Source organism: Streptomyces virginiae (genome assembly GCF_000720455.1).
GTDB lineage: Bacteria > Actinomycetota > Actinomycetes > Streptomycetales > Streptomycetaceae > Streptomyces > Streptomyces virginiae.
In genome coordinates, this window is sequence record NZ_JOAK01000040.1 from 33,312 (window position 1) to 54,164 (window position 20,853).

Annotated in this window: 10 protein-coding genes; 5 read left to right on the forward strand and 5 right to left on the reverse strand. The window is 75.1% G+C overall.

The window, feature by feature from the left end:
- The first annotated feature begins 190 nt into the window (after window positions 1-190).
- The 4 genes from IG86_RS0134745 (at window position 191) to IG86_RS0134760 (ending at window position 10,407) form a co-directional block, all read left to right on the forward strand.
- Window positions 191-2,569: an MMPL family transporter gene (locus IG86_RS0134745; RefSeq protein WP_244306232.1), complete on the forward strand. Its 2,379-nt coding sequence runs from the start codon at window positions 191-193 to the stop codon at window positions 2,567-2,569.
- Window positions 2,566-7,173, forward strand: a complete 4,608-nt coding sequence (locus tag IG86_RS0134750; RefSeq protein ID WP_030902243.1) for a type I polyketide synthase — start codon at window positions 2,566-2,568, stop codon at window positions 7,171-7,173. Before IG86_RS0134745 ends, IG86_RS0134750 begins: the two co-directional genes overlap by 4 nt.
- On the forward strand, window positions 7,170-7,886 hold the full coding sequence (locus tag IG86_RS40350) for a 4'-phosphopantetheinyl transferase family protein (protein ID WP_030832227.1): 717 nt from the start codon (window positions 7,170-7,172) through the stop codon (window positions 7,884-7,886). The genes IG86_RS0134750 and IG86_RS40350 overlap by 4 nt, the downstream gene beginning before the upstream one ends.
- A gap of 79 nt (window positions 7,887-7,965) precedes the next feature.
- The gene (locus IG86_RS0134760) at window positions 7,966-10,407 is read left to right on the forward strand and encodes a SpoIIE family protein phosphatase (RefSeq protein WP_030832229.1); all 2,442 of its coding nucleotides are present in this window, start codon (window positions 7,966-7,968) and stop codon (window positions 10,405-10,407) included.
- Window positions 10,408-10,426: 19 nt separating this feature from the next.
- Here the strand turns inward: IG86_RS0134760 and IG86_RS0134765 are convergent, their stop codons facing one another.
- On the reverse strand, window positions 10,427-11,416 hold the full coding sequence (locus IG86_RS0134765) for a serine/threonine-protein kinase (protein WP_030832232.1): 990 nt from the start codon (window positions 11,414-11,416) through the stop codon (window positions 10,427-10,429).
- Between the two features lie 508 nt (window positions 11,417-11,924).
- On the opposite strand from IG86_RS0134765, the gene IG86_RS0134770 reads away from it, so the two are divergent.
- Window positions 11,925-14,459: a protein kinase/lanthionine synthetase C family protein gene (locus IG86_RS0134770; RefSeq protein WP_030832234.1), complete on the forward strand. Its 2,535-nt coding sequence runs from the start codon at window positions 11,925-11,927 to the stop codon at window positions 14,457-14,459.
- 217 nt (window positions 14,460-14,676) lie between these two features.
- Here the strand turns inward: IG86_RS0134770 and IG86_RS0134775 are convergent, their stop codons facing one another.
- The 4 genes from IG86_RS0134775 to IG86_RS45210 form a co-directional block, all read right to left on the reverse strand.
- Window positions 14,677-17,676: a helix-turn-helix transcriptional regulator gene (locus IG86_RS0134775; protein ID WP_051785570.1), complete on the reverse strand. Its 3,000-nt coding sequence runs from the start codon at window positions 17,674-17,676 to the stop codon at window positions 14,677-14,679.
- 106 nt (window positions 17,677-17,782) lie between these two features.
- Entirely contained in the window at window positions 17,783-18,442 is a 660-nt protein-coding gene (locus IG86_RS0134780) for a response regulator (RefSeq protein WP_030832242.1), read from the reverse strand.
- Window positions 18,430-19,557 carry a sensor histidine kinase gene (locus IG86_RS0134785; RefSeq protein ID WP_030832245.1) on the reverse strand — a complete coding sequence of 376 codons (1,128 nt, stop codon included), beginning with the start codon at window positions 19,555-19,557 and terminating at the stop codon, window positions 18,430-18,432. The genes IG86_RS0134780 and IG86_RS0134785 overlap by 13 nt, the downstream gene beginning before the upstream one ends.
- Before the next feature lie 276 nt (window positions 19,558-19,833).
- Complete coding sequence (locus IG86_RS45210) at window positions 19,834-20,781, reverse strand: helix-turn-helix domain-containing protein (protein ID WP_030832248.1); 948 nt, start codon at window positions 20,779-20,781, stop codon at window positions 19,834-19,836.
- Between the last annotated feature and the right edge of the window lie 72 nt (window positions 20,782-20,853).

The following is a 20,853-nucleotide window of genomic DNA, read 5'->3' on the forward strand; positions in this document are numbered from 1 at the left end:
GGGCGAGCCCGGCAGCACTCCGGCGAACCTCCTTTCCCGGTGTTTTCACCTTCTGTCAAGTAACGAATGGCCGGGACTACGGCCTTTCCCCCGCCCCGGGCAGGGTGGCAATCGACCGTCCTGCGGAAATGCAGGAGCGAAACACCATCCGGAACGGAGGCCCGCGATGTTCCGTCGTGCAGGGGGCTTCGTGACCCGTCGTCCCCGACTGGTCCTCCTCGCCGCGCTCGTGTTCCTCCTGCTGTCCGCCGTGTTCGGCGCGGGGGCGACCGGCCTGCTCAAGACGCAGGGGTACGACGATCCGCGGTCCGAGTCCAGCCGCGCCGCGGTGGTCGCCGCCCGGCATTCCGGAGCCTCCCCCAACCTGGTCGTCGTCGCGCAGACCCGCGGCGGCACCGTCGACGACCCGGCGGCCCGCAGCGCGGGCGAAGCCCTGACCAGGCGTCTCGCCGCCGAACCGCACGTGAACGCGGTGACCTCGTACTGGACCGCCGGTGCGGCGGAGCTGCGCAGCCGGGACGGGCGCGCGGCCATGCTGGTCGCGCACGTGGACGGCGAGGGGGACCGGCTCGGCGCCCACGTCGAGCGGCTGAGGGGGGAACTGACCACCCCGGCCGACGCCGGCGGGACGACGACGGCGCCGCTGACGGTGCGGGTCGGAGGGCCCGCGCTCGTCGACACCGAGCTCCAGCACCTCTCCGAGTCCGACCTGAAGCGGGCCGAAGCCGTCGTCCTGCCCGGCACGCTGATCCTGCTGGTCCTGGTGTTCGGCAGTGTCGTGGCCGCCGCCCTGCCCCTGCTCATCGGCGTTCTCGCCATCGTCGGGACCCTGCTGGCCCTCAGGGTCCTCGGCAGCGTCACCGACGTGTCCGTCTTCGCGCTGAACCTCACCACGGCGCTCGGCCTGGGCCTGGGCATCGACTACGGGCTGCTGGTCGTCTCCCGGTTCCGGGAGGAACTCGCCGCCGGGTACGAGCCGCGCACCGCCGCCGTACGGACCGTGCGCACCGCCGGCCACACCATCGCCTTCAGCGCCGCGACCGTCTCCGCAGCGCTCGCCACCCTGCTGGTGTTCCCGCCGTACTTCCTGCGCTCCTTCGCCTACGCGGGCATCGCCGTCGTGGTGATCGCCGCGGTGAGCGCCGTGACCGTGCTGCCCGCCCTGCTCGCGCTGCTCGGCAAGCGGGTGAACGCCTGGGCGGTGCCCTGGCGCCGCAGGGTCCACTCCGGGTCGCGCTCGCGGTTCTGGGAGGGGCTGGCGCGGATCGTCGTACGCCGCCCGCTGCTGGCGGCGCTGCCGGTGATCGGGCTGCTGGCACTGCTCGCCGGGCCGTTCGCCCACGCCGGGTTCGCCACTCCCGACGACCGGGCGCTGCCGACGGCTTCGGCCGGCCGTCAGACCGGTGACCTGGTGCGCGACGCGTTCGACATGAAGGGGGCGGGCGCGCTCACCGTCGTCACCACCGGTGCGGCGACCCAGTGGGCGCGGGAGGACCACGCCCGTCGGCTGTCCGCGCTGCCGCAGGTCGCGCAGGTCGTGACGCCCGAGGGCACCTTCCGGGGCGGATCGCCCGCCCCGCTCCCCGGCTCCGCCCGGTCCGCCGGGGTCCGGCCCGCCGACGTCGTCGCCGGCCCCGCCCGGCTGTCGGTGGTACCGCTGGTCGACCCGCAGTCGCGCGCCGCCCAGCAGCTCGTGCGCGACGTCCGGGCCACCCCCGGCCCGGCCGGCACCGACGTCCTGGTCGGCGGGCCGAGCGCGGTGCTGGTCGACGCCAAGGCCACGGTGGGAGACCGGATCCCGCTCGCCCTCTCCCTGATCACCGCGACCACCTTCGTGCTGCTGCTCGCCTTCACCCGCAGTCTGCTGCTGCCGCTGAAGGCCATCGCGCTGAACGCCCTGAGCCTCGCGGCGGTCCTCGGAGCCATGACGTGGATCTTCCAGGCGGGGCATCTGCACCACCTGCTCGGTTTCACCCCCGGACCGCTCAGCACCACCATGCCGGTGCTGCTGTTCTGCATCGTCTTCGGGCTGTCGGTCGACTACGAGGTGTTCGTCCTCGCACGCGTCAAGGAGGCGCACGACGCCGGGCAGGACGACGCCACCGCCATCGTCTCGGGCATCGGCCGCACCGGCGGCATCGTCACGACGGCCGGCGCGCTGCTCGCCTTCACCCTGTTCGGCTTCGGCACCTCCCGGGTCTCGCTCCTGCAGTTCTTCGGGATCGGCGCGGGCCTGGGCGTCCTCCTCGACGCCACGCTCGTACGGGGCGTCCTCGTTCCGGCGCTGATGCGCCTGGCGGGCGCCCTGAACTGGTGGGCGCCGTGGCCGCTGCGGCGCGGGGTGCCGTGCCCGGCGACCCGTCCGCCGCCGCAGCGCCCGAAACCCACCGCGCGCCTCCCGGAGTGCGCCGTGTGCCGGCCCCGGCCCGCACCGCCGCCTTCCCCGGCCGCGGTTCCGACCCCGGTCCCGGTCACGGTCCCCGTCCTCAGTTGCCCCACCTGTCCCACCGTCCCCACCAACCCGGCTGTCGTCCGACCCGGGCACCACGACAAGGAAGACCCGTCATGAACGACATCGCCATCGTCGGACTCGGCTGCCGCTTTCCCGGAGCCCGCGACGTCCGCGCCTACTGGAAGCTGCTGATGAGCGGAGAACGGCAGTTCTCCGCGGTTCCGGCGGAACGCTGGAACCACGACCCCTTCCACGAGCCCGGCAACCCGTCGGCCCCCCATGCCGCCTACACCGACCAGGTCTCCTTCCTCGACGACGTGGACCGCTTCGACGCCCTGCACTACGGGGTGCCTCCCGCCCGCGCCCGGGCCATGGACCCACAACACCGGCTGATGCTCGACGTCACCCGTGAGGCCCTCGACGACGCGGGGCTGGGCCGGGGCGACTTCGACCGGGAGAACACCGGGGTCTTCTGCGCGATGTCGGTGTCCGACTACAAGGACGTCATGACGGCCCCCATCCGGGCCATCGCCCTGGCCGACCAGGCGCGGCGGTCCGCGGCCGACGACGACGGCGTCCTCGAAGCGGTCAGGGAGCACGCCGGACGCCTCGGCACCGTGCAGCCCTTCAGCCTGCCCGGGAGCCTGCTCAACATGGCGGCCGGCACCGTCAGCCGGCAGTTCGACCTCGGCGGTCCCAGCTTCGCCGTCGACGCCGCCTGCTCCGGTTCCCTGGTGGCCCTCGACCAGGCAGTCGCCCAGCTGCGCCAGGGCGGCTGCCGGATCGCCGTCGTCGGCGGCGTATACGTCAACCTGACCCCCGACAGCCTGATCGGCTTCTCCACGCTGCGCGCGCTGTCCGCCTCCGGGACGTGCCGCCCGTTCGACGAGGAGGCCGACGGCTTCGTGCTCGGCGAGGGCGCCGGCGCCGTCGTCATCCGGCCCCTCGTGGACGCGCTCGCCTCCGGCGACCGCGTCTACGCCGTGATCAAGGGCGTCGGCTCGGCCAACGACGGCGCCTCACCGGGCCCGCTGGCTCCCGCCCCGGAGGGCCAGCTGCGCGCGCTGCGCCGGGCCTACGACGACGCCGGCGTCCCCCCGTCCTCCGTGAACTTCCTGGAGGCCCACGGCACCGCCACCCGGTCCGGCGACCGCGCCGAGGTCGAGGCGCTGCGCCGGCTGCGCACCGAGTGGCCCGACGACGACCCCTCGCTGTGCTACCTCGGCGCGGGCAAGGCCCTCATCGGGCACTCCCTGGCCGCCGCGGGCATGGCGGGGCTGATCAAGACGGCTCTGGTCGTCCACCACCGCACGATCGTGCCGCAGCCGGGCACCACCCCCCATCCCGACCTGGGCATCTCCGCCGCGGGCCTGCGGTTCGCCGACACCGCGCGGCCCTGGCCCCGTACGGGCGGTCCGCGGCGGGCCGCGGTCAGCTCCTTCGGTTTCGGCGGTACGAACGTCCACGTGGTGCTGGAGGCGGCGCCCTCCCCGGCGACCGCCCCGGCTCCCTCCCCCGCGGCCGGTGCGAGCACCACCGTGACCGCGGGCGGCGCGGGCGGCGCACCGCAGGTCCTCCTGCTCTCGGCCGGCGACGCCGAACTGCTCGACCTGCACATCGGCGACGTACTGGACGCGCTGGAACGCGCTCCCCGCACGCCGGTCGGAGCGCTGGCGCACACCCTGGGCGGGCGCGCGCCGCTGAAGGCCCGGCTCGCGATCGTGGCCTCCGACACGGACGAGTTCGCCCGGCGGCTGACGCGCGGCCGCGCTCGGCTCGCCGACGGCGCCCGCGGTGACCTCGGCGAGGGTGCCTTCGCGGCGGACGCCCCCCTGCCGGCCGCGCGGCGCCGTATCGCCTTCGTCTTCCCCGGTCAGGGCAGCCAGCGTCCGGGAATGATGCGGGACCTGTACGAGGGGTTCGCCGGCTTCCGGGCCGCGTTCGACGCCCTCGGTTCCGTGGCCCGCGGCGACGCTGACCTCGACCTCGCCGGGCTGCTGTACGGCGGCGACGACGAGGAGCTCAGGCGGCGGCTCGCCGGCACCGAGGTGTGCCAGCCGCTGCTCGGCACCGTCCAGATCGCCGCCACCCGGCTGCTCGCCGACTGCGGTGTCGCCCCGGACCTGGCGCTCGGCCACAGCGCGGGGGAGTTCGCCGCGGCCGCGGCGGCCGGAGCGCTCGGCGGGGAGGAGACCGTCCGGCTGCTGGTGCGCCGGGGCGAGGCCCTCCGGCGGGCGGAGAGCGGTCTGCGGGGCGGGATGGTCGCCGTACAGACCGACAAGGAGACCTGCCGGCAGCTGATCGTCGGCATCGACGACGTGTGGCCGGCCTGCTTCAACCAGCCGCGGCAGGTCGTGGTCAGCGGTACGCGGCAGGGCCTGGCCGCCCTCCGGCGGGCCTGTGCCGAAGCGGGCGTCGTCACCGTGGAGCTGGACGTCTCCAACGCCTTCCACTCCCCGCGCCTCGCCTGCGCCGAGGAGGCCGTGCGCGCGGACCTGGCCGGTCGCCGCCTGAGCGCCCCGGTCCTGCCGTTCGTGTCGTCCGTGAACGCGGAGCTGTGCGCCGACCCCGAGGAGCTGCGCGAGCTGTGGGCGCGGCACGCCTCCGTCCCGGTGCGGTTCGACGATGCCGTCCGCGCCTCGTACGACGCGGGGGCGCGCCTGTTCCTCCAGGTCAGCGGTGGCGGCTCGCTCCTCGACCCGGTCCGCCGCAACCTCGTCGACCGGGCCGACGTGCACGTCGTCGCCGCGAGCGGCACGGAACCGGACGGCGGACGCGGCTTCGTCCGGGCCCTCGCCCGGCTCTCCGTCCTGGGCGTGCCCGTCGACCCGCGCGTCCTGGTCCCGGCGGAAGACCGCAGGCTGGTGGACCTGCCGGTGGCGAGGCTCGCCGCGCAGTCCTACTGGGCCGGGCGGGGGGCCCCGTCGAAGGAGGCACCGGCGGACCCGGTGCTCCACCCCATGGACGATCTGCGGCAGATGGTCCGGCGGCAGGTGGACCTCATGTCCCGCGTCGGCGCAGCCGGGTCCGTCCCGCCGCACCCCGGGCCGGAGGCCGCAGGGCCCGCGGAGCCCGACACGGAGCCGGCGGTGTCCCGCGCCGAGCCGGCGGTGCCCGTCGCCGGGCCCGCACCGGCCGGGGACGTGGGCGCGGTCACGGAGGCCGTTTTCGCGCACATAGCCCGGATCAGCGCCTTCCCGGTGGGCCACTTGCACCACGAACAGCTGCTGGTCGACGACCTCGGCTTCGACTCCCTGATGCTGACCGACCTGTTCACCGCCCTGAAGCGGCAGTGGCCGCTGTGGACCTTCGACGAAGGGGCCGCGGACCGGCCGACCGTCGGGGGTGTCGCGGCGGCCGTCGCGGGGGTCACCGGGGACCCCGCGCCGGGGGCCGTCCCCGAGCAGCGCGCCGCAGGCGGCGTACCGCCGGGGCCGGCCGCCCCGGAGCCCGTCCCCGAGCCGGCACCCGAGCCCGTCCCCGAGCCCGCCGCGCCGTCCGAGGAGCACACGCGCATCGACCGCTTCCCGGAGGTCACCGCCCACGGCGAACGCGTCGGCGCGCTCTCCGGCACCGGCCTGTCCAACCCGTACTTCGTCGTGCACGAGGGCGGTCTGACGGACACGACCGTCGTCGACGGCCGCAAGCTCCTGTCCTTCTCCGGCTACAACTACCTGGGAATGGCCACTCACCCCCGGGTCATCGAGGCCGCCAGGGAGGCGATCGAGACCTACGGCACCTCGGTGTCCGCCAGCCGGCTGCTGTCCGGCAGCCGCCCGCTCCACCTGGAACTCGAAGCCGAGCTCGCCGGCCTGCTCGGGTGCGAGGCCTCGGTCACCCTGGCCAACGGGCACGCCACCAACGTCACCGTGATCGGCCACCTCCTCGGGCCGGGCGACCTCGTCGTCCACGACTCGCTCGCCCACGACAGCATCCTCCAGGGCTGCAGGCTGTCGGGCGCGACCCGGCGGCCGTTCCCCCACAACGACGCCGCCGCCCTCGACGCCCTCCTGCACCAGGTCCGCCACCAGTACCGGCGGGTCCTCGTCGTCATCGAGGGCGTCTACAGCATGGACGGCGACATCGCCGACCTGCCCGCCCTCGTCGAGGTCAAGCGGCGGCACGGCGCCCTGCTGATGGTCGACGAGGCGCACAGCCTCGGAACGACCGGTGCGAGCGGAGCCGGCGTCGGCGAGCACTTCGGCATCGACCGCCGGGCCGTCGACCTGTGGTCGGGCACGCTGTCCAAGGCCCTCGCCGGCTGCGGCGGCTACGTCGCGGCGAACCGTCCGGTCGTCGAGTACCTGCGCTACACCGCTCCGGGATTCGTCTACAGCGCGGGCATGACCCCGGCCGACACGGCGGCGTGCCTGGCCTCCCTGCGGCTGCTGCGCGACGAGCCGGAGCGGGTGGCCCGGCTGGCGGAGAACGCCGCGCTCTTCGTCCGCCTGGCGCGCGAGGCGGGCGTCGCCACCGGGGACAGCCACGGCACACCGGTCGTACCGTGCATCGTCGGGGACTCGCCGAAGGCGCTGCGCCTGGCGGAGTCGCTGTTCCGGCGGGGCATCAGCGTCAACCCGATCCTCCACCCGGCCGTGCCGGAGGAAATGGCCCGGCTGCGCTTCTTCGTCACCCGTGACCACACCTCCGGGCAGATCCGGCACACCGTGGCTGCACTCGCCCAGGAGCTGAGCGGGCTCGACGCGGTGCGTGCCGCATGACCGGGGAGAGCGCCGTGCGGCCCGGTTTCCCGGCGCTCGCGCCGGGCCGGGTCCACCGGTGGGGCGGAGCGGCCCTCCTGGTGGCCCGGCGCTCCGGCCCGTACCGGCCGCCGCCGCTCTCGGGGGCGGAGCGGCGGGTGCTGGAGGTGCTGCCGGCGTGGCGGCGGGCCGAGTGGACGCGGGGCAGGCTGCTCGCCAAGCGTCTGGTGGGGGAGGCGCTGTCCGTGCCGCCGGGCGAGGTGGAGGTCCTCCCGTGCGACGACGGCAGCCCGCGCGTCGTGGTCGGCGGCGTCCCGATGCCGGCGGTGCACGTGTCGATCAGCCACACCGCCCGGCACGTCGCGGCGGCCCTCGCGCCGGATCCGGTCGGGGTGGACCTGTGCGAGACCGCCTCGGCGGCCGCGGTACGCCGCGTCGCGGACCACGTCCTGTCCCCCGGGGAGCTGTCCCTGGTCGCCGCGGCCGGTGCCGGGGCCGAGGTCGCCGCCTGGGCGCTGAAGGAGGCCGCGGTCAAGGCGGACCGGCGCTCCGTCTTCGGCGCGGCTGCGCGCGGCGTCGTACTCCTCGGCCTCCGGCCGCCCCTGCTCGGCGGACGGCGCCGCGCGATGGTGTGGCGGGCGGACGACACCGTCCTCGCCCTCGTGCTGGCGCACCGGCCGGCCGGGCACCCCTCCCGGCAGAGTTGCGTTGGTGCTCCTTGCCCCGGCGGATGATGCTTGTCAGTGGGGCCCCTGGCCGTGCAGGTCCCGTGGGACAGCGGTGACGGATCTACCGAGGGCGAGATGAGCGGCGATGGAGCAACTTCCCACCCCTCCCGGTGAGCGGCCGGAGCAGACCGATGCCCCCCAGCAGCGCGCGTACACGGCGACGGCCGCCGTCGACGAGCAGGGCATCGTGACCGAGTGGGGCGAAGGCGCCACTCGCCTGCTCGGTTACGCGCCCGCCGAGGTGGTGGGGCGGTCCGCCGAGTTCCTGCTGGCCGATCCCGTCGGGGACGAGGCGCGCCGGATCCCTCCCGAGCAGGAGCGGTGGAGCGGCACCGTGGCGCTGCGCCACCGGGACGGCAGCCGCCTGGAGCAGGGGCTGCTCGCGCACCGCTGGACGTCCACCGGCGGGAGCACCAAGTGGTACGTGGTGTCCGCGGTGGCGGGCGGGCGGGGCGGTGACGGCTCCTCGTGGGGCGATCCGCTGCACGAGTGGTCGTTCTCCCAGTCCCCCTGCTTTCTGGCGGTGTTCGACGCCGATCTGCGGCTGGTACGGGCGAACGCGGGCATGGAGCGCACGCTGTCCCTCACGGAATCCGAGATGCTCGGGCTGCGTCTGCCGGAGATCGCCCCGGACCCGGTGAGCGAGGAGACCGAGCACAGGATGCGCCTGGCGCTGGAGTCCGGCGAGCCGCAGCACATGGAGGCCTTCGTCCGCGCCACGGGGGTCGGCGCGGAGCACGGCTGGGCGACGTCGGTGGCCCCGCTGCGCGACCGGGACGGTGTCGTGCGCGCCGTGTGCCTCGCCGCGCACGACCGGACCGGGGCCGAGGTCGAGACGCAGCAGATGGTCGTTCCGGACCCCGCCGGCGCGCGCATCGGGACGACCGGGGACAGCACCCGTACCGCGCAGGAACTCGCCGACGTGGCGGTCCCCCGGCTCGCCGACTTCGCGGTCGTCGACCTGCTCGACCCACTGCCGCGCGGCAACGGCCACTCCTCCGGCCCGGCGTCGGGTCCGGTCACCGTGTGCCGAACGGCGGTGCGGTCGGCCGTCGAAGGCAGTTCCGAGGGGCGGGTCGCGGTCGGTGAGACGGCTGTCTACGCGCCGCTGTCGCCGCCCGCCGAATGTCTGGCCTCGGGTCATGGTGCCGTGTACGCGGCGACCGCCCCCGCGGTCGCCGAGTGGATGGCGCGCGACCCGGCGGCCGCCTGGCTCGGTGCGCACGGGGCCCATTCGATGCTGGTGGTGCCGATGCACGCCGACGGCGTCGGTCTCGGCGTGGCCGTCTTCGGCCGCCGCGGCAGCCGGGAGCCCTTCCTGCCGGAGGACCTGACGCTCGCCGAGGAACTCGCGGGCAAGGCGGCCACGAGCATCCACACGGCGCACCGGTCCACGCGGGAGCACACCAGCACCATGACGCTCCAGCGCAGTCTGCTCCCGCAGACACTGCCCGACCACCCCGCGCTGGAGACGGCCTCGCGCTACCTTCCGGCCGGCACCGAGGCGGGTGTGGGCGGCGACTGGTTCGACGTGATCCCGCTCTCCGGTGCGCGGGTGGCCCTGGTCGTGGGCGACGTCGTCGGCCACGGCATCCGCGCCTCCGCGACGATGGGCCGGCTGCGCACCGCCGTCCGCACGCTGGCCGACGTCGACCTGCCGCCCGACGAGCTGCTCACCCACCTCGACGACCTGATCATCCACCTGTCCGCCGACGAGGGCGGCCGGGAGGCCGTCGACGAGAGCGCCGGCGGCATCGGCACGACGTGCCTGTACGTGGTCTACGACCCGGTCACCCGGCACTGCACGCTCGCCCGGGCCGGTCACCCGCCGCCGGCGGTGGTCTCCCCGGAGGGTTCGGTGTACCTCCTGGACGTGCCGGCCGGCCCGCCGCTGGGCCTGGGTGGCCTGCCCTTCGAGACGCTGGACGTCGACCTTCCCGAGGGGAGCTTGCTGACCCTGTACACGGACGGGCTGCTCCAGCCCCGCGAGCGGGACATCGACGAGGCACTGGACACGATGTTCGGCGCGCTCGCGCAGCCCGCGTCCACACTGGACACGGTCTGCGACCGCGTGCTGACGGCCCTGCTGACCCACCGGCCCGATGACGACGTGGCCCTGCTCGTGGCTCGGACGCGGGCCCTGCACGCCGACAAGGTCGTGGTGTGGGACCTGACCTCCGACCCCTCCGACGTCTCCCAGGCCCGCCGGCAGACCACGGACCAGCTGACGGCGTGGGGGCTGGAGGATGCCTCCTTCGTCACCGAACTCCTGGTCAGCGAGCTGGTCACCAACGCCATCCGGTACGGCGAGCCGCCCATCCAGCTACGGCTGATCCACGAGAAGGACACCCTGATCTGCGAGGTGTCCGACGCGAGCAGCACGGCCCCGCACATGCGGCGGGCCCGGACCTTCGACGAGGGCGGGCGCGGTCTGCTGCTGGTGGCGCAGCTGGCCCAGCGCTGGGGCACCCGGCACGCCCCCGTCGGCAAGACGATCTGGGCCGAGCAGTCGCTGCTCGAGTTCTAGCGGGGGTGCGGGACCCTCCCTAGGGGGTGCCGGCCGGGCCGCGGAAGACGGGCAGGGCCCACTCCGGGGGCTCAGGGGGCGGTGCGGCCACCACCTCCGTGCTGCGCCGGGGCTTCTCGTCCGGCCGGGGGCCGTTCTCGGCGGCGGCCCGCAGGGCCGCCACGAACTCCAGGCAGGATCCGTACCGGTCCTCGGGGACCTTGGCCAGGGCCTTGGCGAGGACCTCGTCGGCGGCGGGGGCGACGTCCGGCCTGCGCTCGGTCAGGGGAGGCGGCGCGTCGTACTGGTGCGCCCACAGCAGGGCCGCGTCCTCCTCGCGCACGAAGGGCGGCCCGCCCGCGAGGGTCTCGTAGACGACGCAGGCCAGGCTGTAGAGGTCGCACCGGCCGTCCACCGGCCGTCCGGAGATCTGCTCGGGCGCCATGTAGTCGAGCGTGCCGACGAACTCCCCCGCGGTGGTGAACCCGCTCAGTGACAGCGACTTCTTCGTCAGGCCGAAGTCCGTGAGGTAGATGTGCTCCGGGTGGTCCCGGTCGGTCCCCGCCGCGACCAGGATGTTTCCGGGTTTGACGTCCCGGTGCACCAGGTCGTGGTCGTGTGCGGCGTCGAGGGCGGACGCCACCTGCGCGGCGATCCGCAGGGCGGTCGGGACGGGGAGCGGGCCCTCCCGGTCCAGCAGGCCCCGCAGGTCCAGCCCGGGTACGTAGCGCATGGCGATGTAGAGGACGCCGTCGGTCTCGCCGGCCTCGAAGATCGGCACGATGTGCGGGTGCTCGATCGAGGCGGCCACCCTCGACTCGTGGGTGAAACGGCGCCGGAAGGTGTCGTCGCGGGCCCGCTCGGGGGCGATCAGCTTGATCGCGACCGTGCGGTCCAGGCGCAGGTCCTTGGCGCAGTAGACGACGGCCATGCCACCTCGGCCGATCATGCGCTCGATCTTGTATCCGGCGATCTGTTGCCCGACCAGCCCGGAGGGCCGGCCCGTGTACTGGCTCAGGTCCGCGCCCATCAGGCGCCCCCTTCCTCAGCTGGAATTCTATCGAGTGCCCCCTGCCCCCGCCCGACGGGGAAGCCGGCCCGGCGGCCCCGTCGCCGGGCCGCCCCCGGGGGAACCGGCCGTACCGCAACTCGGGTGGGGGCGGAAGGGGGTGGACCACCACCATTCGGAGGCCTACCGGCCGGTGCCCCGACGGGTGGCCCGGCCGGGGAAAGTGCGGGGCCGACGCGCATGTGCCGGGAGCGCGGACGGCGTTGACTCGGGGGTGCCGATCGGCCGGCGCCAGTCCGACTTCAGCCGCGCGTCCCGCGCATTCGACCTTTCTAGGAGGTGAACCGGGTGAGCGTACTCAAGCCCCATCACACGGAGGCCCGCAGGACGCAGCGCGGCCCGGGATACCCGAACTGACCCGACGGATCCGGGCGGGGGCGCTCCCCCGTGCCCCGGCCCGGATCCCGTCGTTCCCACCGGTTGCTCCCGGCGGCGGCCCCGCGGACGATCACAGAGGCTGACAGCTCAGATGCGCAACGAAAGACGGGTCCACCGCTCCCTCTTCACCTGGAACGACACACTGTTCTTTGACCCGCTCGACGTCTTCCACGAGCCGGACCCGGACCACTTCCTCACCGGGTTCGACGCGGAGACACGGGCCCGGTTCGTCCGCAGCGGCATCCATTGGAGCCACCGCCACGACCCGGCCCCGCCGGAGCGGGGCTGGCAGATCCACGTCTCCGCGGGCCTGCGCGAGGCGCACGAGGTCGCCGCCCGCGTGATCCGGCACCTGACGGCCCGCGCCACCGACTTCGAGATCGCTCTCGATCCCACCGTCCTCGCCGTGCTCCGGTCCGGGTCCGCCTTCCCGGGGGGCGGCGCGCTCGCCACCGTCTACCCGCACGACGACGGGGAGTTCAGGACCTGCCTGGCCGGTCTGGCCCGTCTGCTGGAGGGGGTGGAGGGCCCCTGCGTCCCGTCGGCCGTGCGCTACCGGGACAGCAAGGCGCTGTACTTCCGCCACGGGCCGTTCCCCGGTGCCCGCGCCGTCGACGTCCTCGGGCGCCCGCTGCCGGGCGCCCCGGCGCCCTGGCCGTTCGACGACTGGAAGCCGGCCGACGAGGACGCGGGGGACGGCCTGCCCGGGGGCCGCTTCCGGCTGACCGGAACGATCCGGTCCTCCTGCGGCGGAGGCGTCCACACGGCCGAGGACACCGCGCACGGCGACCGGAAGGTGCTGCTCAAGGAGGCCGGCCACGCCGACGCCGTGGAGCTCCTGGGACGCGAGTGGATGTTCCTGAACCTGCTGGCCGCCTCCGGCTCCTTCCCGGCTCCCGTCGCGAAGTTCCAGCACGGCGAACACCACTACGTCGTCGCGGAGTTCGTCGAAGGTGTCGGACTCGAACCGCTGCTGCGCCGGCTCGACCCGCTCGCGCGCCCGGGCTTCGACGTCGAGCGGTCGCGGGAGTACCTGCGGACCTTCCTCACCGTCTTCCGGGGGGTGGCCCGCGCGGTGCGGGCGGCGCACGACCGCGGCGTGGTCCTCGGCGGCTTCACCGCCTCGGACGTCCTCGTCGACCCGGACACCCTCGGGGTACGCCTCGTCGGCCTGCGGTCCGGCCGGCTGACCGGGCCGGGAGGAGGGACGGGGAGCGGGACCGGGACCGGCTCCGGGGGCGGCGAGGCCGGGGACCGCTCGGCCCTGGCGTACGCCATGGCGGACCTCGTCCTCCCGATCACGGCGATGTCGTCCCTGCGCGAGGACGTCCTGGAGCTGTACCGGAAGCCCGTCACGGAGGGCCTGCGCTGGCCGGAGCGGCTGCACCGGCTGCTCACGGACCTGGCCCGGGGCCGGCTCGGCCTCAGCGCCCTGATCGACGCCCTGGAGGACGAGAGGGAGCTGCTCGGTGCGGTCGGGGCGGCGCCGCCGCGACCCGTCGTCGAAGCGCCACCGGATCCGGGCGCCGCGCAGGCCGCGGTGGCGGCGTTCGTCGAGGCCGCCGCCGACACCCGCCGGGACACGCTCTTCCCCGTGGACCCGTTCGCGCACGTCACCAACCCGCTGAGCCTCGGAACCGGGGCGAGCGGCGTGCTGTGGGCACTGCACTCCTGCGGCGTGCCCGTCCGGCCCCAGTGGCTCGACCGGCTGCGCACCGCGCTGGCGGGGATCGACCCGGCGCACTACCCGGACGGCCTCATGAACGGCCTGGCCGGCATCGCCTGGGCGGCCGACGCGCTCGGGCTGGGGACCGAGGCCAGGGAACTGCTCGACCGGGCCAACCGGCGCGTGGTGGCGCAGGGCGACCCCACCTTCCATCACGGCCTGGCCGGGGTGGGCATGACGAACCTGCACTTCTTCCTGCGCGGCCGCGACCCGTGCGACCTGGCCGCCGCCCAGCACTGCGCCCGTGCGCTGTACGACGCGGCCCGGCGCGACGGCGGCCACGCGTACTGGCCGGCCGGGTCCCGCGCGCGGAGCCCGCTGACCGGGCTGGGCTCCGGGCCGGCCGGAGTGGCGATGTTCCTGCTGCGGATGCACCAGATCTCGGGCGAGGAGCAGTACCTGGGGCTCGGGCGGGAGGCACTGGCCGGGGAGACCGCCCGCGCCTCGACGGCCGGCGCCGCGGGGAGCCCGGACCCGTCCGTCGAGGCGGGTTCGGCGGGCTTGGCGAAGGTACTGCTGCGCTACGGTGACCTGGCCTCGGCCCGCACCGTCCTGCGCGGCCTGGACCTGCGGTATTCGGCGCGCCCGGGGTACGCCCGCGGGCTTTCGGGGGTCGCCGACGCGCTGCTGGACGCGGCGGAGTTCACCGGCGACCCCTCGTACCGCGCGACGGCGCTGCGGCAGCTCGACTTCGTCAGGCAGGTCTTCCTCTTCGAGCCCGCCGAACGCTTCGGTGTGCGCGACCCCGACGGGCGGCCCCTGCTGGGGGTGCCCGGTGAGGACCTGCTGCGCTGCTCCACCGACTACCTGACCGGTTCGGCGGGCGTGTTGCGGGTGCTGCACCGCGTCAACTCCGGTGGCACGGCCGACTTCCTCCTCGACGAGGTGGGGCCGCCCTAAAGGTTGTTTCACAAGGTGACCGAGCCCTGAGCGGCAGGCTCGGACCGACTCGACTCAGGACGATTTGCCCGGATTCTCGGCAGGCAAGCGCCGCGGCGGGGTCCGGTGCGTGTGCAAGGCGGAGAAGGGAGCCGATGCGGAGCATCGGCGACCGACGACAACGCGGCGAGGCGCGGCACCACCCGCCGCGAGCCCGGCCTGACCGGCAAGACACCCCCTAGGCCGGCACGCGGGGGACGAGGTCGCGGGCGGCGGTGGCGAAGGCCCCGCGGTTCGGGTGGCCGGTCTTCTGCAGGACGCTCGCCACGTGCTTCTCGACGGTGCGCGGCGAGATGTGCAGACGGCCGGCGATGTCCCTGTTGCTGATCCGTTCCGCGACCAGCCGGGCCACCTCGAACTCGCGGACGGTGATGCCGGACCTGCGCAGGTGCGGCGGCACCTGCTCGGTGCCCGTGCGCCGCTGCCGGACGGACGCGCCCATCCCGCGCAGCAGGGCCCGGCCGGCGGCGGCGACCTGGTGGTGGCCGGCGGCGTGGAAGTGCTCCTCGGCCTCGCGCAGCCACTCGACCGGCGCGCCCCAGCCGTCCTCGTACGCCGGCCGGGCCACCAGCCTCAGGCACAGGCGGCGGGCCATGGGGTACGGGGCGGCCGCCGCCAGCGCCTCGTCCGCGGCGGCCGTCGCCTGCTCGCGGTGGCCTTCACGGCCGAGCAGCACGGCGTGGGCGAGGCCGGCGAACTGGCGGTTCCAGCGGGTGCCGCCGGCGCCGGCGTCCGCGGGGCCGGCGCAGTGCCGGCGGCCCATGCGTCCGGCCAGTACGCCGAGGAGTACGACGATGCCGTGCCGGCCGAAGTCGCCGGTGGCCGGGTTCTCGTTGTCGTAGGCGAGCGCTCGCGCGAGCTCCTGTTCCGCGGCGTCGTGCCGTTCCTCCAGCAGCGAGCAGAAGGCCCGGGCCAGCCCGTAGGACATGGCGCGCAAGCCGGGCGCGGCGTCCAGGAGCGGCTCCAGTCGCTCCAGCGCCCCGCTCATCTCGGCGCGGCGTCCCTGGTGGGCGTAGCGCACGGCGTCGGCGAGCCGGAACAGGGCGAGGTGCCGGTCCAGTCCCAGGCCGGACGCTTCGGCCGTGCCCTCGGTGATTTCGTCGCGGGCCTCGTCGAAGGCGCACCGCCGGACGCGCTCCAGTGCGAGGGCGAAACCGGCCTCGTGCGCCGGTGGCAGCAGTCCCCTGCGCCGGGCCTCCTGCCGGGCCTGCTCCAGGCGGGTCGGCCGCTCGTCCTCTCCGGCCGCGGTGATGGCCAGCTGTACGTCGGCCGCCGTGCGCGGTACGGGGAGCCGGTGGGCGAGGGCGATCGCGCGGGCCCGCTCGAAGTGGGCCGCGGCCGCGGACTCGTCGTGCTGCCGGGCCAGTTGTCCGAGCAGCAGCAGGGCTCCGCACGCGGCGTCCGGCTGGTCGCCGGCGCGGGCGGCGCCCACGGCCCGGCGGGCGAGCCGGGCGGCGGTGTGGAGCCGGTCGGGGGCGGGCCTGCCCAGCTCGGCGTGGGCGGCCGCGAGGTCCACGAGGGCGCTGTGGCCGTCGGCGGGACGGCCGGGGAGCAGCGAGCGGGCGGTGTCGAGGTGGCGCAGGGCTTCGGCGGGGCGGCCGGTCAGGGTGGCGATGGCGCTGAGCCGGGCGTGGATCCCGGCCCGACGCGCGGCGGGAATGCCCTGGTCGACGGCGGGCGGCGCCGGTAACCGGTCGAGGCGGGCCGTGCGGGCGACGGCGTCCAGGAGCATTTCCAGCACCGTGGCGTGCAGTTCGGGAGCCGCGGTGCCGGGTTCGAGGAGGCGGTGGGCCCGGGTGAGCAGGTCCAGGGCCTCGTCCGGAGCCTGTTCCGGGGTGGTCTCCTCCGTCGCCCACCGCGCCGCTTCGCAGTACAGGCGTACGGCTTCCCGGGCTTCGCCGGCGTGTTCGTGCAGCCGGGCGGCGTGTGCGCGCCAGGCTCCGGGCAGTCCCGGGTGGAGGTGGGCCAGTGCGCGCGCCGCGCTCCGCGCGTGCCGGGCGCGTTCGCCCGGGCCGAGGTCGTCGAGGAGCGCCTCGGCCGCCAGCGGGTAGCGGAAGGCGTACCAGTGGGTGCCCGGCCCGTCCGGTGTGATCAGGGACGAGTCGAGGGCGGCGCGCAGGACCTCGGACAGGGCCGTGTGGTCGACGCCCATCGCGTGTTCCAGTACCGGCAGCGGGAAGCGCCGGCCGAACAGGGCGGCCGCGCCCAGGAACCGCAGGCCGAGCGGCCCGAGCGATGCGGTCCGGCGTCTGACGTCGTCGGCGACGGTGGGTGGTACGGACGGGGTCCGGCCGCCGTGGTGGGTGGGGCGGCCGGCATGGTCGTGGACGAGTTCCTTGACGACGAACGGGATGCCGGCGCTGCCGGTCAGCGCGCGGTGCAGGAGTTCGGGGCAGACCTCCTCCGGTGCGGCGCCCAGCTCGGCCGCGACGAGGAGGCGTACGTCGGGGTGGGTCAGCGGGGTCAGGTCGAGGGATTCGGCCGCTTCCCGCTGGCGGGCGCGCAGGGCCAGTTCGGCCGCCGCGCGGGGGGTGTGCCCCGCGACGAGCAGGAGGACGGCCGGCTGGTGCCCGATGTTGTCGAGGAGGTACTCGACGGCGGCCAGGGTGCCGGGGTCGGCGTCGTGCAGGTCGTCGAGGACGAGCAGGCAGCCCCGCCGGCGTCCGACGGCGGCGAGCAGGCGGAGCATCGTTTCGGCGACGGTGAGGGGCGACGGGCCGCGGTGCACGGTGCCCGGAGCGTCCGCCGTGCCCGGAGCCTGCGTCGTGCCCGGGGTGTCGCTCAGCAGACGGGCCATGACGGGGCCGTAGCCGCCCAGTTCCTCCGGATCGGGCAGCAGTCCGGCGCGGGCGAGCAGGAGCAGTGCCTCGACGAGCGGCCGGTAGGGGACGGGCGGGCCGACGGTGCTGGCCCGCCCGCGTACGGTGACCATGTCCGCCGCGGCGGCCTCGGCGAGGGCCTCGGTGGCGAGCCGGGTCTTGCCGACGCCGGGCTCGCCGGTGACGAACAGGGCTCCGCCCCGCCCGGACCGGGCGGCGGCCAGTGCCGCCGCGATCCGTCCCATCTCGGCCGTACGCCCGACGAGACGGCCCCGCCCCCGGTGCGGGCCGCAGACGTGGCCCGTGGCGGTGCGGTCCTCGGCCGGCCCTGCCGGCCCTCCCGACCAGAGTGCGGTCACCGGCTCGTCCCCTTCCCGGCGGGCCGTCCGAGGCACCGCCGGGACGACTGTACGAGGGGCGGGGGTGCCCCCTGAAGCCGTCCGTTTGGGGGGCTTGCGCCGGGGGTCAGCCCCCGTCGAGGCTGTCCTCCCGTACCCGCAGGGCGAGGTCGAGCTTGGTGTAGGTGGGGCGTCCCGCCTGCTGGTACTTGGCCTTGACGCGGTCCAGGTAGTCCTTGGCCGTGTGGACGGTGATGCCGGCGCGCCGGGCCGCGGACTTGAGGGTCATGCCGGACGCGTAGTCGAGCAGGATCTGCCGTTCCCGGGGCGAGAGCCGGGGGCGGGCGGGGCTGTCGTCGTAGGCGCAGGCGAAGGCGAGTTCCATGGAATGGGCGCCCCGGCCCTCCGCCAGGTCCTTGACGGCGCAGACCAGGGTCGGCAGGTCGTGGTCCTTGGTCAGGTACCCGTCGGCGCCGGCCCGGATCGCCTCGATGATCCGGGAGCGGTCCGGCACCGTGCTGATCATGAGGACGCGGCTCCCGGTGCGCAGCAGCCTGCGGATGTTGTCGGCGGGGTCCGAGCCGTCCCTCAGGACGAGGTCGAGGAGGACGACGTCGGCCGGGGCGCGCTGCGGGTCGCCGTACCGGCCGGGGTCCGCGAGGAGTTCCGCGACGGTGGCGGCGGTCGCGACGAGCCGCAGGTCGGGTACGCCGTCGAGCCAGGCCCGCAGTCCGTCGCGGAGCATCCGGTCGTCGTCGACCACCGCGACCGTGATCACCCGGGCCATCTCAGCTCCACCCGTACGCCCTCGCCGGGGGCGGTGTCCACGGTCGCCCGGCCCCCCGCCTCGGTCATCCTGCCGTGGACCGAGCCGCGCAGGCCGAGGCCGGGCTCGCACCGGGCGGGGTCGAATCCCGGGCCGCGGTCGACCACGGTGACGACGGCTCCGCCGCCGCCGTCCGGGTCCGCGGTGGCGGTGAGGTAGGCGTGGCCGGTGCCGGCGTGGCGCCGGACGTTGTTGAGGGCTTCCCGTACGGCGTGCCCCAGCGCGGCGGCGGCTTCGGGGGGTACCTGCGGCAGGGCGTGGTACTGGGCGGTGACCCGCAGTCCGAGGCTCTCCACGGATCCGACGGCCTCCTCCAGGGCGGCGCCGATCTCCCGGTGGGGCGTCTCCTCGGCCGTCTGCTGGATCAGGCGGCGCAGGTAGGCGGCCTCGCGGGCGCACCGCTGCCGCACCTCGGGGGCGTTGGCGTCGACGGTGCCGGCCGCCAGGGTGGTCAGGGTGGCGAGGACGGTGTCGTGCAGGGCACGGTGGTGTTCGAGGCGTTCGGCGTAGCGCGCCTTGTGCGCCTCCGCGGCCAGCGCGCGGGCGTTGGCCTCGTCGAGGAGCCGGCCCTGGCGGAGCAGGTACCAGCGGAATGCGTAGGTCATCACGGCGGACGACACCAGCGAGTTGAGGTGACCGACGACGACGGCGGGGGTCGCGTCCACGGCCTGGTAGCCGATGAAGTGGGTCAGTACGAGGAGCGCCACCACGACGAGGGCGTGGAGGCGGTCGAGGGCGATGGCGGCGGTGGCGGTGGCCGATCCGCCGAGCAGCATCGCCCAGGCGATGGTGGGCGGTTCGCGCACGCCTCCCCAGGCGCACAGGGCAAGGGGCAGGACGCATCCGGTGACGAGGATGTCGGCCCAGATGTGCCGACGGTCGAACCGGCCCCGGCGCAGGGCCGTGCCGTAGGTCAGCGCGCTGAGCCCCAGGGCCGCGGCGAGGCCCAGGTGTTGCAGGGGCGGGTGCCACGGGCGGTGGGCGACGGCCATGACGGCGACCGTGAGGTGGCTGCCCCGGTAGAGCAGGGTGGCCACGATCAGGAAGGACTGGGCCCGGTCTGTCCCCGACCTCACGGAGGTCGTTCCGCGCAGTGCTCGTATGCGGCGTATCTGTAAGGACTGCAACGCCAGGACCACTCCTCCCCAAGCCGTGGGCGGCGCGGGGTCCCAGAGGGTGTGCCGTAGGGGACGGATGAGCCGCGAAGCCCGCAATTGCCAGTGACACCAGGCATTTTGCCCCAGCAGGTGCACGTCAGTAAGGCACGTCCCGGACGGTCGGTCGTCGGCCGAGGCCCGATTTCACCGCCCGCGGGGGTCTCGGGCGGCGGTCGGACGGGCTGCGGGCCCGCTTCAGGCGGGGCCGGAGCCGCGGAACGAGTGCCGGTAGGCGGCGGGCGGGACTCCGACCATCCGTTTGAACTGGCGGCGCAGCGTGGTCGAGGTGCCCATGCCGGTGGCGAGGGCGACGGCCTCGACGCTCTCGTCGGTGGCCTCCAGCAGCTCCTGGGCGCGGCGCACGCGCTGGGTGAGGAGCCACTGCATCGGGGTCTGGCCGACCACCGACCGGAACTGCCGTCCGAGGTTGCGGGGGCTCGTGTGCGCCTCGCGCGCCATGTCGGTGACGGTCAGTGGCCGGTCGAGCCGCTGCTGGGCCCAGGCGAGCAGGTCGGCGAGCCGGTGGTCGCCGCCGGCCTGGACGGGGGTGCCCACGAACTGGGCCTGGCCGCCGGGGCGGTGCGGCGACATGACCAGGCGGCGGGCGACGGCGTTGGCGACGGCGGCGCCGTGGTCGAGGTGGACCAGGTGCAGGCAGAGGTCCACGGCTGCGGCCTTGCCCGCGGCGGTGAGGACGCTGCCGTTGTCCGTGTAGAGCACGTCCGGGTCGACGAGGGCCAGCGGGTGGCGTGCCGCGAGTTCCGCGGCGTGCGCCCAGTGGGTGGTGGCCCGCCGGCCGTCGAGCAGGCCGGCGGCGCCGAGCACGAACGCCCCGGTGCACAGGGAGGCGACGCGGGCTCCGGCCTCGTGGGCGGCGCGGACGGCGTCGACGAGTTCGGGCGGCGGGGGCACGTCCACGTCGGCGCAGGCGGGCACGATCACGGTGTCGGCGGCGGCCACCCGGTCGAGCCCGTGGTCGGGTTCGACCGTGAACGGGCCGACCCGCACCGGGCCGGGCCCGCAGAGCTGTACGTCGTACCAGCCGTCCGTCGCCTCGCGCGGCGGGTTGCCGAAGATCTCGTAGGCGACGCCCAGTTCGAAGTGCAGGAGGTCACCGGCGGTGGGGAGCACGACGGTCGGCATGTCCGAAAGTGTACGGGCGGCGTCGTTCCGGACCATCACGGCCGGGCTCCTGCCACGGCGAGACTGGGCCCG

Bases quoted from the DNA above. Each gene is read 5' to 3' on its own strand.
- IG86_RS0134765 (WP_030832232.1), bottom strand. From the start codon at position 11,416: ATGGGCGCGGACCTGAGCCAGTACACGGGCCGGCCCTCCGGGCTGGTC.
- IG86_RS0134780 (WP_030832242.1), bottom strand. From the start codon at position 18,442: ATGGCCCGGGTGATCACGGTCGCGGTGGTCGACGACGACCGGATGCTC.
- IG86_RS0134760 (WP_030832229.1), top strand. From the start codon at position 7,966: ATGGAGCAACTTCCCACCCCTCCCGGTGAGCGGCCGGAGCAGACCGAT.
- IG86_RS0134750 (WP_030902243.1), top strand. From the start codon at position 2,566: ATGAACGACATCGCCATCGTCGGACTCGGCTGCCGCTTTCCCGGAGCC.
- IG86_RS40350 (WP_030832227.1), top strand. From the start codon at position 7,170: ATGACCGGGGAGAGCGCCGTGCGGCCCGGTTTCCCGGCGCTCGCGCCG.
- IG86_RS0134770 (WP_030832234.1), top strand. From the start codon at position 11,925: ATGCGCAACGAAAGACGGGTCCACCGCTCCCTCTTCACCTGGAACGAC.
- IG86_RS45210 (WP_030832248.1), bottom strand. From the start codon at position 20,781: ATGCCGACCGTCGTGCTCCCCACCGCCGGTGACCTCCTGCACTTCGAA.